Origin of the sequence: Rhodanobacter sp. C05 (genome assembly GCF_002001165.1) — a bacterium.
GTDB lineage: Bacteria > Pseudomonadota > Gammaproteobacteria > Xanthomonadales > Rhodanobacteraceae > Rhodanobacter.
Window position 1 is genome coordinate 194,972 of the sequence record NZ_MUNQ01000009.1, and the last position, 14,100, is coordinate 209,071.

Below are 14,100 nucleotides of genomic sequence, written 5' to 3' on the forward strand. Positions count from 1 at the left end.
TCATCCTGCGACGATGTTGACGATCTTGCCGGGAACCACGATGACCTTGCGCACGCTCATGCCTTCCAGGAAGTGCAGCACCTGCGGCTGCGCGCGTGCCACAGCCTCGGCCTCATCCTTCGAGGCATTCGCAGCCAGCTCGATGGTAGCGCGCAACTTGCCATTGATCTGCACCGCGAGAGTAACTGTATCGCGCACCAGCGCAGCCGGATCAGCCTTGGGCCAGGGCTGATCCTCCAGCACGGTCTCGGCGTGGCCGAGCACCTGCCACAGCGCGTGACTGATGTGCGGCACCACCGGATTGAGCAGCAGCACCATCGCTTCCAGCGCCTCATGGCGCACCGCGCGCCCCTGCTCGCTCTGGTCGCCGAACTTGTTCAGCGCATTGAGCAACTCCATCAGTGCAGCGATCGCGGTATTGAAGGAATGGCGGCGACCGAAGTCGTCGCTGACCTTCTGGATCGTCTCGTGCAGCTGGCGACGCAGCGTCTTCTGGCTTGCGTCGAGCACCGCCGGATCGGTTTCCGGATGATCGGGATTCGCCACATGCGCGGTCACCTCGCGCCACAGCCGCTTCAGGAAACGCGCCATGCCTTCGACGCCGGCCTCACTCCATTCCAGCGACTGCTCCGGCGGCGCCGCGAACATCGAGAACAGGCGCACGGTGTCGGCGCCGTACTTGTCCACCATGGTCTGCGGATCGATGCCGTTGTTCTTCGACTTCGACATTTTCTCGGTGCCACCGATATGCACCGGTTGGCCGTCAGCCTTGAGCTTCGCGCCGATCACGCGTGCCTTGTCGTCACGCTGGATTTCGACCGCAGCCGGGTTGATCCAGTCCTTCGAACCATCGGCGTTGTCGCGGTAGAACGTCTCGGCGATCACCATGCCCTGGCACAGCAGGTTCTGCGCCGGTTCGTCCGAATGCACCATGCCCGCGTCGCGCAGCAGCTTGTGATAGAAACGGAAGTACAGCAGGTGCATGATCGCGTGTTCGATGCCGCCGATGTACTGGTCGACCGGCAGCCAGTAGTTGGCGCGCTCGTCGATCTGCGCATCCGCACCGGGGCTGGTGTAGCGCGCGTAGTACCAGCTCGACTCCATGAAGGTGTCGAAGGTGTCGGTCTCGCGCTCGGCCGGGCCACCGCATTGCGGGCACACGCATTTGCGCCATTCCGGATCGGCCTTGATCGGCGACTGCACACCGCTGAATGCCACGTCTTCGGGCAGCACCACCGGCAGCTGGTCTTCCGGTACCGGCACCGCTTCGCACTTCGGGCAGTAGATCACCGGGATCGGGCAGCCCCAGTAGCGCTGGCGGCTGACGCCCCAATCGCGCAGGCGCCAGTTGACCCTGCGCAGACCCTTGTTCTCGCCTTCCAGCTTGGCCGCCAGGAAATCGAACGCTTCGCGGTAGCTCTTGCCATCCAGTTCGCCGGAATGGACCACCCGCATATCCGTGCGCGTCTTGTCCGAATACCACTCCTTCCACTGGTTCGGATCGTAGTCGGAACCCTCGCCGGCAACGGCGATGACCTGCTTGATCGGCAGGCCGTATTTGTGCGCGAATTCAAAATCACGCTGATCGTGGCCCGGTACCGCCATCACCGCACCGGTGCCGTAGCCCATCAGCACGAAATTGGCGACATAGACCGAAATGGTCTCGCCACTGAGCGGATGAATCGCGCGCAGGCCGGTGTCCATGCCGCGCTTTTCCTGTGTCTCCAGCTCAGCTTCGGAAACACCGCCGTGCTTCAATTCATCGAGGAAAGTGGAGAGTTTCGCATTGTCCCGCGCTGCCTTGATCGCCAGCGGATGCTCGCCGGCGATCGAGACGAAGGTGACGCCCATCAGCGTGTCGGGACGCGTGGTAAATACCGTCAGCGGCTCGGCTTCGCCTTCCACCGCGAAATGGATCTCCAGCCCCTCGCTGCGACCCAGCCAGTTGCGCTGCATGGTCTTGACCGCATCGGGCCAGCCGGGCAGCGTGTCCAGGCCATCCAGAAGCTCCTGCGCATAATCGGTGATCTTCAGGAACCACTGCGGGATCTCGCGTTTTTCCACGATGGCGCCGGAGCGCCAGCCGCGGCCATCGACGACCTGCTCGTTGGCCAGCACGGTCTGGTCGACCGGATCCCAGTTCACCACCGCGTTCTTGCGGTAAGCCATGCCCTTCTTCAGCAGGCGGGTGAACATCAGCTGTTCCCAGCGGTAATAGTCCGGCTTGCAGGTGGCGAATTCGCGCGACCAGTCGATCGCATAACCCAGCGACTTCAGCTGGCTGCGCATGTGATCGATGTTCGCGTAGGTCCACTTCGCCGGCGCCGTGTTGTTCTTGATCGCCGCGTTCTCGGCCGGCAGGCCGAACGCATCCCAGCCCATCGGCTGCAATACATTCTTGCCCTGCATGCGCTGGTAACGGCTGATCACGTCGCCGATGGTGTAGTTGCGCACATGGCCCATGTGCAGTGCACCGGACGGATACGGCAGCATCGACAGGCAGAAGAACTTCGGCCGCGAGGCATCCTCCTTCACCTCGTACGCATGGCGCGCATTCCAGTACTGCTGCGCGGAGGCTTCCACGGCCTGCGGCCGGTAGCCGTCAGCAGCGACGCCCTGTTCCGGGCGGCCCTGATCGAGGCGGCCCTGATCAAGGATGTTAGGGTCTTGGATGTCCTGCATGATTCCTGGCGCCATGATGCGATTTGCGCAGCCCGGCTGCAGCCGGCCGCGGTGAACTGGTCAGATTAGCCCAGCACGGACCCAGCGCCAAGCCTGAAGCGGTTTATCCAGCCGGGCACGCCACCACCTGTCCATCCCCGAGCGCACGCGCCGCATCGGCAATCTGCATAGCCAACTGGCCGATCGCGCGCTGGTGTCCCTGCACCAGCGCCGCATAGCCCGGCCCCACCGTCTCGCTGATGCGACTGCTGCAAGACAGAACACCGGCATGAGGGCCGTGCAGCACGCGCACGCTCCAGCCGCCTTCGATCAGGGCATAACTGCCGGGTTGCGAGTCGAAGCGGCGCAGGTCCAGCTTGATCCGCAGCAAAGGCTTGCCGTTGCCGGTCAGACCACTGACATCCGGGCTGCGCAACTCGCGCGCGAGGTCGGCCGACAATGCGCCGCGCACTTCGTCACCCAATGGTGCGATCCAGCGCTCGCCGTTGAGCAACGCCACCGTCTGTCCATCCTCGCGCACCACCAGCTGCGGCTGGTCAACCTGCGCAGGTACGCCGACCGGCAACAGCTCGAACGGCAGTGCTGCTGTCGCCGGGACTGCCGTCTCGTTCGCCGGCTCATTGGCCGGTGGGACCAGGGTGTAATAATGCAGTGGCGCCGACGCGCAGGCCGCCAGGACCAGCGCGATCCCGATGCCAGGCAGGCGCATTGCGGTACGGATCATGGCTGACTTCCTTGCGATGGTGAGGTAGCTGGTGGTGCCACGACCGCAGCCGGCTTGTCATCGGGGCGACGGCCACGCAACAAGGCCTCCGGGTGACCACCCAGATAATCGGTCAATACACGCAGCGAGCGCGCCATCCGCTGCACCTGCTCCAGCGTGGCTCCCAGGTTCTGCTGCAACGGCGAGTCCCCGGACAGCGCAGCGTTGGCCGAGCCCATGGTCTTCTGCACACCCTGCAGCGTCGTCTTGAACTCCGGCAGGGTCTGGCCATTGACCTGCTTCAGCGTGGCGTTGAGTCCAGCCAGGGTCTGGTCGAGATTCTTGCCGATGCTTTCGAACGGGATCTTGTCGAGCTTGTCGACGATCTCGGCCACTTGCTTCTGCAGCTTGTCGAAGCTGCCGGCCACGGTGGGAATCATCAGCGGCTTGGCGTTCGGATCGAACGACACGGGTGGGGTATGCGGCACGAAATCCAGCGCCACATACAGCTGGCCGGTCAACAGGTTGCCGCTGCGAGCCTGCGCGCGCAGTCCGTGATCGACCAGGCGTCCGACCAGCTGCGACAAGTCGGGATTCTCGCCACGCGCCTTGGCCAGTGCTTCCAGCTTGTCATAGGCATTGCCCAGGCGCTGCGGATAGACCACTGCGCCCACGACGACCGGGAAACGCTGTGCCTTTTCATCGTAATCAAGATTGACCGACACCACCTTGCCGATGTTGACGCCGAGGAATTCCACCGGCGCATCCACCACCAGCCCGCGCACCGATTGCTCGAAGCGCATCTGGATATAGCGCGGCTCGCCATCCGGCGGTGCCAGCGCCGAAGCCTGGTCGCTGAACAGCTGATAGCCGGTCTCCTCCGGCGCTGGTGTGCTGTCATGCGGCCCGCGTGGATCCTGGAACGCCAGGCCGCCGGCCAGCACGGCTGCCAGCGACTGCGTGTTGACCTTCAGCCCGGCTGCACCGACCGACACATCGATGCCACTGGCGTTCCAGAAGCGCGTGGCGGTGGTGACAAAACGATCGTTGGGGCCATCCACGAAGATCTGCAGCGAAACGCCCTTGCCGTCCGGATCGAGCTGATAGGACACCACACGGCCCACCTGGATGCGGCGGTAATACACCGGCGAGCCGATATCCAGCGAACCCAGGTCATCGCTGTGCAACATGAAACTGCGGCCGGGCGCGCCGTGATTCACGGCCGGCGGCGTCTCCAGGCCCTTGAACTCGTCCGCCGGCGTGTTTGAATCGCCCGCGTCGACGCCAATGAACGCACCGGACAGCAAGGTATCGATGCCCGACACACCGCCCAGCCCGATCCGTGGGCGCACCACCCAATAGCGTGTGCCTTCGGTGGCGAAGCTCTCGGCGCTCTTTTCCAGTGACACCTTGACCAACACATGGCTGTGATCACCACTGAGATGGATCTTGCCGACACGGCCGATCACCACATTCTTGTATTTCACCGGTGTCTTGCCCGCCTCCAGGCCTTCGGCGCTCTGGAAGCTGATGGTGATCTGCGGGCCGGCCTGCAGCCGGTTGCTGATCACCAGCGAAAGACCGACCAGCGCCGCCAGTGCCGGCACCAGCCAGATCAGCGAGGCATTGAAACGACGATGTCTCACTACCGGTCGTGGCAGTTCGCCGGCGCTCGGATCGTCCTGTTCAGTGCGGCCGTCATCAGTCATCACTATCCCTGCCATCCCAGATCAACCGGGGGTCAAAACTCATCGAGGCCAGCATGGTCAGTACCACGGTCAGGCCAAAAAAGATCACGCCAGGCAGCGGCTCGACCAGGCTAAGCAGCCCGAAGCGCACCAGTGCCGTCAGCAGCGCCACCACGAACACATCCAGCATCGACCAGTAACCGATGAACTCCACCAGTCGATAGAGCCTTGCGCGCTGCGGTTGTGCCCAGCCGCTGCCACGCTGGCTGCTCACCAGCAATGTACTCAGCGACAGGAATTTCAGCATCGGCACCACGATGCTGGCGGTAAACACGATGATGGCCAGATCCGGCGAACCCTTGACCCACAGTTCCACCACGCCGCTGATGATGGTGTTGTCATCGATGTCATTCAAGCTGGCCGTGCGCATGATCGGCAGCACGTTGGCCGGGATGTACAGGATGAACGCGGCGATCATCAAGGCCCATGTGCGCATGTAGCTGTACGGCTTGCGCCGATGCAGCGCCGAACCGCAGCGCGGACACGCCAGCTCATCCGCCGGATCATGGTCACCGGGTGCGTCGGCGCAGACCAGCCTGCAGACATGGCAACCGATCAGGCCGAGTTCGGCAGCGCGCGGAAATGCACTCATGCCGGGTCCTCCGGCGTGAGTTCCCACAATTTGCGCAGATCGATGCCGGCAAAGATGGTGATCAACAAGGTCAGCACGGCATAGGCATAAATGCCCGGATCCGCCACAACGTCGAAGTAGAGGTGCGCCTTGACGATCGCCACCAGCGCACCCAGCACGAACACCTCGCTCATCGTCCACGGCTGCAGGTAATGCAGCGTCACCATCATCGGCACAAAACCCGGTGCGCGTCTGCCAAGACGGGCAAACCACAGCAGCCATCCGAGCAGACACATCTTGAGCAGCGGGAAAAAGAACAATGTACCGGCCGCCAGCACCGCAACCACCTGAGCCTGTTGCTGCCACATTACGACGATCGTGCCCCACAACGTGGCGCCACTGAGCTGACCGTTCAGTCCAAGTGTGACGATCGGCCACATGTTCGCCTGCACGAATACGACCATCGCCGTCAGCACCAGTGCCAGCATGGCGTTCACGCTCAGTCCGTGATGCCGCTCCAGCACCGCGTGACAGCACGCGCACTGCGCCACGTCGCCACGCGCCAGCGGTCGCCGGCGATAGACCGTGTCGCAGTGCTCGCAGATCAGCAGCGCTTCGGGTGAGCTCGTGCCCATCGACTCCGTACCTGGTTCCAGCGTGACGATCTGCGGATTCTCGCAAATCTATCGTGAACGCGCGGCCAGAGCATCCCTGCCGCTTGATATGCTGGGCATTGCCCTGATCTGAACCGACATCTGCCGAACTGGAGTTTTCCGTGACTGATGCCGCTGCTGCTACCGCCCATGTCTTCGACGTGGAACAGCAAAGCTTCGAAGCCGACGTGTTGCAGGCATCCCTGACCACCCCGGTCCTGGTGGATTTCTGGGCCACCTGGTGCGAGCCATGCAAGACACTGGGGCCGATGCTGGAAAAGCTCGCCGCCGAATTCAACGGCGCGTTCCGGCTGGGCAAGGTCGATGTCGACAAGCAGCAGGAGCTGGCCGGCATGTTCGGCATCCGCAGCATCCCGACCGTAGTGCTGGTGAAGGACGGCCAGGTGCTTGACGGTTTCGCCGGTGCGCTGCCGGAAGGCCAGTTGCGCGAATTCCTGGCGCGCCATGTACAGCCGCTGGAGGCTCCCGCCAACCCAGCCGAAGAAGAGATTGTGCCGGAAACGCCCGAACAGGCGATCGACCGCCTGCAACATGCGATCGCTGCCGAGTCAGGCAAGCCCGAACTGCAGCTGGACCTGGCACTGGCCTTGATGCACGCAGGCCAGGCCGATGCCGCCGAAGCGCAGCTCGTCGCGTTGCCGGCCAATCTTGCCATCGACGCCCGTGCCGTCCGCCTGCGCAACCAGCTTGAGCTGACCCATGCCCTGCAGGACGCTCCCGCTACCGCACAACTGCAGCAGCGCGTGCAGGTCGACGACAACGACTGGGCCGCACGCGATCTGCTTGGCATACGGCTGTTGCTGGAAGGCGATGCTGCAGCCGGACTCGAGCAGTTCCTCACGATCCTGCAGAGAGCCCGCGACTGGAATGATGGCCAGGCAAAGAAACGCCTGCTCGCCGCGTTCTCCACCCTCGACGATGCCGAGCTGGTTGGCCGTTACCGTCGCAGGATGGCTTCGCTGCTGTTCTGACTCCGACCGGCTTCGCCACCCGATCCATACGCACAAGTATGTTCGGGTATGCTTGGGTATCCGCCCACGTACGAATCCATCGAATGCGCGCATCAACCTTCCGCCGTCTGCTCAATCTGTGGCCGCCATACCTGTGCAACTCCATCCGCGTGCAGTCGCTGAGTGACGACTACAGCGAAGCGCAAGTGGTGCTGCGCCTGCGTCCCTGGAACCGCAACTATGTGCGCACCCAGTTCGGCGGCAACCTGTTCGCGATGGTCGACCCGTTCTGGATGCTGCTGGCAATGCACAAGCTAGGCAACGACTACTACGTGTGGGACAAGGCCGGCACCATCGACTTCGTGGCACCGGGGCGTGAGGATGTCTATGCACATTTCAGGCTGGAAGACAGCGTCGTCGATGAGCTGCGTGCTGCGGCGGCTGGCGGTGAGAAAGTACTGCGCTGGTTCGAGACCGAAGTGGTCACTGTGAGTGGCGAAGTGATCGCCCGTGTGCGCAAGCAGATCTACGTGCGGTTGAAACCGAAAGCGCGCTAAGCGTGTTCATTCGCTCTCGAAGCGTGTGAGCTCCACCAGTACAGACTCCGCCTTCTGCACGCTGCGGCCGGCAAAGTTGTTCTCCAGCCAGTGCCGGTGGCCTGCCCAGCGGATAAGGATATAGGCCAATGCGACCACCGCTAGCGAAATGGCGCCGCAGAGCAGCATCCACGGCACCAGTCCTGGCAGTCTGGTCCACCAGTCGGCGTCCCCCATCCGATCCCAGTCGTACTGGATCAGCATGAGCATGACTGGAATCCAGATCAGGCTGCCCAGCACGGCGAATACCGGCGCCTCTACCCTGATCCGCCATGCGCGCAAGGTCGCCAGCCGACGCTGGATATCCAACACCGGCGCCGCATAGTCGATGCTCTGTACCAAGGACAGCACCCGCGCCGAGAACACAATCGTGAGGGTGCCGAACGCCTGCACAGCAATGCCGCAGGCCATCGCTTGCCATATGCGCGTATGCGTGCTCCAGAACGCCACCCCCCACAGCATCACGCCGATGCCCAGGGCGATCTGCGCCCCCTGCCCCCAAGCAAGTGGCCGCAAGCCACGGCGCAGCCGATCCAGCCGGCTGTCCTTGAATATTTGCACGTTCAACGCGTGCTGCTGCTCCAGTCGCCGATCGAGCGCCTGCCAAGCCAGTTTCATCTCATCCAGTTCCATCTTCATGCCCTCGCTGCGGTGATTTCGACGGCGGTCATCTGGCCGCGCAGTTTCTGCTTGATGCGGCTGATCTTGGTCGCCACGTTGGTTTCGCTGATGCCTAGGATCTCGGCCATCTCGGTGTAGTTGCGGTCTTCCAGGTACAGCAAGATCAGTGCGCGGTTGAGCGGATCGAGCTGGCCGATGAAAACGTACAGCGCGGTCAGCCGCTCGTCCTGCTCGGGGATCGCCTCGCCGCCTCCAACGGTTTCCAGGTGATGCGCCTCCAGCGGCTCGAACCGGTCAGCCTCCGACCAGCGCTCGCGTCGTGCCTGCGAAATCGCCACGTTCAGCGCGATGCGGTACATCCAGGTAGAGAACTTCGCCCGCGCTTCGTCATAGCCGTCGAACGAACGCCATAGCTGCGTACTGATCTCTTGCACCAGATCATCGCGATCGGCGGCGCTGCGGCTGTACAGGCCGGCCACCTTGAACACGATCCGGCGATGTTCGTGCAGCAGCGACTCAAAGCGTCGCTGATGTTGCCTGGCAGTCATGGATGTCGTTTCCCCCTCCGTTCCACCCATGATTCGCAGGGTACGGAAAAAAATCACAGCGACTCGCCTGACCGTGATCGAATCCGTGTCCTCGGCTGCGCCGCACACGCTGATCCACAGCTACCGCGGCATCACGGTGACAGGTCAACGTCGTCCTCTACAATCAACAGCTCCATCTTCCGATTGAACACGACCATGCGTCCCCTGCGCCTCAAACGCTATCTGCTGACCGGCTTGCTCACCTTCATCCCGCTATGGGTGACCTGGCTGGTATTCAAGTTCGTGCTGGGCATGCTCGCCGGTATCGGTGCACCGCTGGTCAATGCCCTGCTGGGTGCGCTGGCGCTGGTTGCACCGCATGTCGCCGATGCACTCAATACGCAATGGCTGACCTTCATCATCGCGCTGCTGATCACGCTGGTGGCACTGTACCTGCTGGGCTGGCTGGCCAACCGTGTCATCGGGCAGCGCTTCATCAGTGCGTTCGACAGCCTGCTGGCACGCATCCCGGTGGTGCAGACGATCTACGGCGGCACCAAGAAGCTGATGACCGTGCTGCAGAACAAGCCGTCCGGCGTGCAGCGCGTGGTGCTGGTGGAGTTTCCGCGCCGCGGCATGAAGGTGGCCGGTTTCGTCACCCGGGTGATGAGCGAAGACGGCAGCGGTCGCGAGATGGCAGCCGTGTTCATTCCGACCACACCGAACCCCACCGGCGGCTATCTCGTCGTGGTGCCGCTGGACGAGCTGACCCCTACCGACTGGACCATGGATCAGGCGATGGCCTTCATCATTTCCGGCGGTGCGGTGGCGCCCGACTCCCTGCCCGCTTCGCCCGTAACGTTGCGCCACGAAAACCCCGAGGATCATGCATGAATCTGCACCGCATCCTCCTGTCCGCCCTGCTTGGGGTTGTAGCCATGGCCACTCACGCCACGGACTCAGCCAACGCGGACTGGATGACGCCGGCAGAGGCGGCGCAGTTCCGCATCACGCCAAGCTATGCCGACACGCTGGTCTATCTGGAACGCCTGCAGCGGACGGCGCCGGGGGTGATCCATCTGGCCACGTTCGGTACCACACCGGAAGGGCGGCCGATGACCGTGGTGATCGCAAGCGGCGACGGTACATTTGATCCCGTCGCCGCACGCAAGGCTGGCAAACCGGTCGTGCTGCTGCAGGCTGGCATCCATCCCGGCGAGATCGAGGGCAAGGACGCCGGACTGATGCTGCTGCGCGATATCGCGATCACCCACAAGTACCCGCACCTGCTCGACCATCTGGTGCTGGTCTATATCCCGGTATTCAGTGTCGATGGCCACGAGAACTCGTCGCCATACCACCGTATCAACCAGAACGGTCCGGAGAGCATGGGTTTCCGTGGCCAGTCGCAGTACCTCAACCTCAACCGCGACTACGTCAAGGCCGACGCGCCGGAAATGCTGGCCTGGCTGAAGCTGTGGCAACACTGGCTGCCGGATTTCCTGATCGACGTGCACACCACCGACGGCGCCGACTACCAGTACGACCTCACCTGGTACACCGAGGATCCGCACAAGCTCGATCCGGCAGTGAGCGCATGGCAACATGATGCGATCGTCAACCACGCCGTGCCTGCGTATGAGAATCGCGGCCACCTCGGCTCGATCTATCTGGAGTTCAAGGACGGCCGTGACCCGCGCAAGGGCATCGAGAATTTCGGTTCCGGCCAGCGCTTCTCCACCGGTTACGCGGCGCTGCAGAACCGCCCGGCACTGCTGATCGAAACGCACATGCTGAAACCGTACGCGAACCGCGTACATGCCGTGTACGACCTGGTCGAGCTGATGCTGGAGCAGATCGACCGGCATCCGGCCGTGCTGCTCGCGGCCACCGCGAAGGCCGATGCCGACACCATCGCCCGTGCCCACGATGCTCAGGCACGCGTATCGCTGACCTTCAGGGCGGACCCGCAATCGACGAAGTTCGAGCTGAAAGGCTATGCATTCACCCTGACCCACAGCGACATTTCCAACAGCAACTGGATCCAGTACGACCCACACCAGCCGAAGACGTACACGATCGACAACTGGAACGGTCTGCTGCCGGATCTGTCGGTCACCCCACCGGCAGCCTATGTGGTGCCGGCGCAATGGACGGCGATCATCGACAAGCTCGATGCGCATGGCATTCGCTACCAGCGCCTCAAGCATCCTCTGACGATCCACGCCGAGGGCTACCAGCTTGATCATCCGCAGTGGGCCGACAAACCGTTCGAAGGTCATCTGATGCTGCGCGGGTTCGACCTGCGTGCCGTGCCGCGCGTGGTCGAACTGCCTGCCGGCTCGGTGATCGTGCCGATGGACCAGCGTGCTGCCAACGTGGTGATCAACCTGCTTGAACCGCAGGCGCCCGACTCGCTGCTGCACTGGGGCTTCCTCAACGCGATATTCGAGGCCAAGGAATACAGCGAGCCGCGGGTGCTGGAAAAACTGGCACGCGAGATGCTGACGAAGGACCCGTCACTCAAGGCCGAATTCGAGCGCAAACTGCACGATGACCCGGTCTTCGCCGCCGACTCCGGGGCACGGCTCGAATTCTTCTTCGAACATTCGCCGTGGTATGCCGCCCAGCACGTCGGCGCCTACCCGGTTCTGCGGCTGGATGCCGCCCAGTGGCAGAGCCTGCCGGCAGCGTACGCACCGACTGACACCCCCTGACCTTTGACACTGTCTGGTCCATGACGTTTGACCTAGCGTGGGAGAGGCATGGCCGCATTTCGGGGGAGCAACCGACAGGATGCGGCCAGTGACGACCACCATGACCCGCCCGATGGGCGACCTTACTCACAGAGGGACATCCATGACCAAGCAGTATCTGAAGCCCCTGGCCCTGGCAGTAAGCCTGGCCCTGACCTTGACCGCCTGCGGCAAGCAGGAGTCGGCACCGACCAGCACTCCAGCCAGCACCGCCAGTGCCGCCCCGGCTGCCGCCAGCACTACCGCTGCAGTCGATGCAGGCAAGAGCATCTTCGACGTCAGCGAGATCGATGCGAATACCAACGCCTGTCAGGACTTCAACGGCTTCGTCAATGCGAAGTGGGTCGCCGCCAACCCGATCCCCGAGGATCGCACTCGCTGGGGCGCTTTCGACCAGCTGGCCGAAAACAGCCTGAACACCCAGCATGACATCGTCACTGCTGCTGCCAAGAATGCCGCACAGGCGCAGGCCGGCTCGATCGAACAGAAAATCGGCTACCTGTTCCAGTCGGGCATGAACGACGACGCCATCGAGAAGGCCGGCTTCGATCCGATCAAGCCCAAGCTCGATGCGATCGCCGCGTTGAAGAGCGGTGCCGATGTGGCCGACTACATCACCAAGAGCTATGCCGAGGGTGACGGCCAGGTGTTCCAGTTCGGCTCCGGTGCCGACTTCCAGCACGCCGACATGCAGATTGCCTATGCCAACGAAGCCGGTCTGGGCCTGCCCACCAAGGACTACTACTCCGACGACAAGTACAAGGATATCCGCGACGCTTACGTGGCCTATGTCGCCAAGACCTTGACGCTGGCAGGCGTGTCCGAGGCCGACGCCAAGACCCAGGCTGCCGACGTGCTGAAATTCGAGACCCAGCTGGCTGCCGCCTCGCTGTCGCGGGTCGAGGAACGCGATCCGGCCAACCAGTACCATTTTGTCACTGTCAAGGACGCCGACAAGGCCACCCCGCACTTCAGCTGGGACAAGTTCTTCGCCGCCCAGGGCGTGACCATCGCCAAGGGCTTCTCGCTGTCGCAGCCGAAATTCTTCACCGAGTTCGACAAGCTGCTGGCCACCGCACCGGCGGCTCAGTGGCAGGCCTACCTGCGCTTCCACACCATCGACGACGCTTCGCCGTACCTGAGCAAGAATTTCCAGGACAACAAGTTCGATTTCTACGGCAAGACCCTGGCCGGTCAGCCACAGCAGAAGCCACGCTGGAAGCGTGTGCTCGGTGCAGTGAACGGTTCGATGGGCGAAGCGCTGGGCCAGCTCTACGTCAAGCAGGAGTTCACTCCGGAAGCCAAGCAGCGCGCGCAGGAACTGGTCGACAACGTGCGCAATGCGCTGAAGGCCCGCATCGAGAATCTCGACTGGATGAGCGCCGAGACCAAGGCCAAGGCGATCGACAAGTGGAACACCTTCCTGCCGAAGATCGGCTACCCGGACAAGTGGCGTGACTGGTCCGGCCTGAACATCACCGCCGACAATTTCTACGCGAACATCGAGGCGGCCGGCAAGTTCAACTACGACTACGACATCGCCAAGATCGGCAAGCCGACCGACCGCAAGGAGTGGGGCATGACTCCGCAGACGGTCAACGCGTACTACAACCCGACCGACAACACGATCAACTTCCCGGCAGCGATCCTGCAGCCACCGTTCTTCAACGCCAAGGCCGACGACGCGATCAACTACGGCGGCATCGGCGCAGTGATCGGTCACGAGGCCAGCCACGGCTTCGACGACGAGGGCAGCCAGTTCGATGGTGCCGGCAACAACGTGAACTGGTGGAGCAAGGACGACAAGGCCAAGTTCGAGGCACGCACCGACAAGCTGGTGCAGCAGTTCAACGACTATGCACCGGTCAAGGACAAGCCGGACGCACACGTCAACGGCAAGCTGACGCTGGGCGAGAACATCGCCGATCTGGGCGGCCTCAACGTGGCCTACGATGCACTCCAGGTCGCACTGAAGGCGAACCCGGCCGAAGCCACGCAGAAGATCGACGGCTACACCGAAGACCAGCGTTTCTTCCTGAACTGGGCACGCGTCTGGCGTGGCAGTGTGCGCGAGAAGCAGGCACTGCTCTCGCTCAACACCGACCCGCACGCACCGGCCTCGCTGCGCGCCATCGGTGCGCCGTCCAACATGCCGGCGTTCGCCACCGCGTTCCAGTGCAAGCCCGGCGACACCATGGTGCGTTCGGACGACAAGCAGGTGAAGATCTGGTAAGTCGCCAGCATCGAATGCCGCGGATCATCGCGGCATGAA

12 protein-coding genes are annotated in these 14,100 nt (G+C 63.0%); 5 read left to right on the forward strand and 7 right to left on the reverse strand.

What is annotated here, in order from left to right; translation table 11 throughout:
* The 5 genes from leuS to B0E51_RS08990 all read right to left on the reverse strand — a co-directional run bounded on the left by leuS (window position 1) and on the right by B0E51_RS08990 (window position 6,339).
* Window positions 1-2,682 carry a leucine--tRNA ligase gene (leuS, locus tag B0E51_RS08970; protein ID WP_077444549.1) on the reverse strand — a complete coding sequence of 894 codons (2,682 nt, stop codon included), beginning with the start codon at window positions 2,680-2,682 and terminating at the stop codon, window positions 1-3.
* 103 nt (window positions 2,683-2,785) lie between these two features.
* Entirely contained in the window at window positions 2,786-3,406 is a 621-nt protein-coding gene (locus tag B0E51_RS08975) for a PqiC family protein (protein WP_077444550.1), read from the reverse strand.
* Window positions 3,403-5,094, reverse strand: coding sequence for an MlaD family protein (locus B0E51_RS08980; RefSeq protein WP_077444551.1), 1,692 nt, complete (start codon window positions 5,092-5,094; stop codon window positions 3,403-3,405). Before B0E51_RS08980 ends, B0E51_RS08975 begins: the two co-directional genes overlap by 4 nt.
* Window positions 5,087-5,725 carry a paraquat-inducible protein A gene (locus tag B0E51_RS08985; protein ID WP_077444552.1) on the reverse strand — a complete coding sequence of 213 codons (639 nt, stop codon included), beginning with the start codon at window positions 5,723-5,725 and terminating at the stop codon, window positions 5,087-5,089. Before B0E51_RS08985 ends, B0E51_RS08980 begins: the two co-directional genes overlap by 8 nt.
* The gene (locus tag B0E51_RS08990; protein WP_077444553.1) at window positions 5,722-6,339 is read right to left on the reverse strand and encodes a paraquat-inducible protein A; all 618 of its coding nucleotides are present in this window, start codon (window positions 6,337-6,339) and stop codon (window positions 5,722-5,724) included. Before B0E51_RS08990 ends, B0E51_RS08985 begins: the two co-directional genes overlap by 4 nt.
* Window positions 6,340-6,479: 140 nt before the next feature.
* Between B0E51_RS08990 and trxA the strand changes: the two genes are divergently transcribed.
* A complete protein-coding gene (trxA, locus tag B0E51_RS08995) occupies window positions 6,480-7,349 on the forward strand; it encodes a thioredoxin (protein WP_077444554.1) in 870 nt (289 codons plus the stop codon).
* A gap of 83 nt (window positions 7,350-7,432) precedes the next feature.
* Window positions 7,433-7,885 (forward strand): DUF4442 domain-containing protein, encoded by a 453-nt coding sequence (locus B0E51_RS09000; protein ID WP_077444555.1) that lies wholly within the window; start codon window positions 7,433-7,435, stop codon window positions 7,883-7,885.
* A 6-nt stretch (window positions 7,886-7,891) separates the two neighbouring features.
* Here B0E51_RS09000 and B0E51_RS09005 read toward each other — a convergent pair whose 3' ends face one another.
* Window positions 7,892-8,563 (reverse strand): hypothetical protein, encoded by a 672-nt coding sequence (locus tag B0E51_RS09005; protein ID WP_077444556.1) that lies wholly within the window; start codon window positions 8,561-8,563, stop codon window positions 7,892-7,894.
* A complete protein-coding gene (locus B0E51_RS09010) occupies window positions 8,560-9,093 on the reverse strand; it encodes a sigma-70 family RNA polymerase sigma factor (RefSeq protein ID WP_077444557.1) in 534 nt (177 codons plus the stop codon). The genes B0E51_RS09005 and B0E51_RS09010 overlap by 4 nt, the downstream gene beginning before the upstream one ends.
* A 195-nt stretch (window positions 9,094-9,288) precedes the next feature.
* On the opposite strand from B0E51_RS09010, the gene B0E51_RS09015 reads away from it, so the two are divergent.
* The 3 genes from B0E51_RS09015 (at window position 9,289) to B0E51_RS09025 (ending at window position 14,061) form a co-directional block, all read left to right on the forward strand.
* Window positions 9,289-9,966, forward strand: a complete 678-nt coding sequence (locus B0E51_RS09015; RefSeq protein ID WP_077444725.1) for a DUF502 domain-containing protein — start codon at window positions 9,289-9,291, stop codon at window positions 9,964-9,966.
* The gene (locus tag B0E51_RS09020) at window positions 9,963-11,789 is read left to right on the forward strand and encodes a M14 family metallopeptidase (RefSeq protein WP_168172611.1); all 1,827 of its coding nucleotides are present in this window, start codon (window positions 9,963-9,965) and stop codon (window positions 11,787-11,789) included. The genes B0E51_RS09015 and B0E51_RS09020 overlap by 4 nt, the downstream gene beginning before the upstream one ends.
* Before the next feature lie 142 nt (window positions 11,790-11,931).
* Window positions 11,932-14,061, forward strand: coding sequence for a M13 family metallopeptidase (locus B0E51_RS09025; protein WP_077444558.1), 2,130 nt, complete (start codon window positions 11,932-11,934; stop codon window positions 14,059-14,061).
* Window positions 14,062-14,100 lie beyond the last annotated feature (39 nt).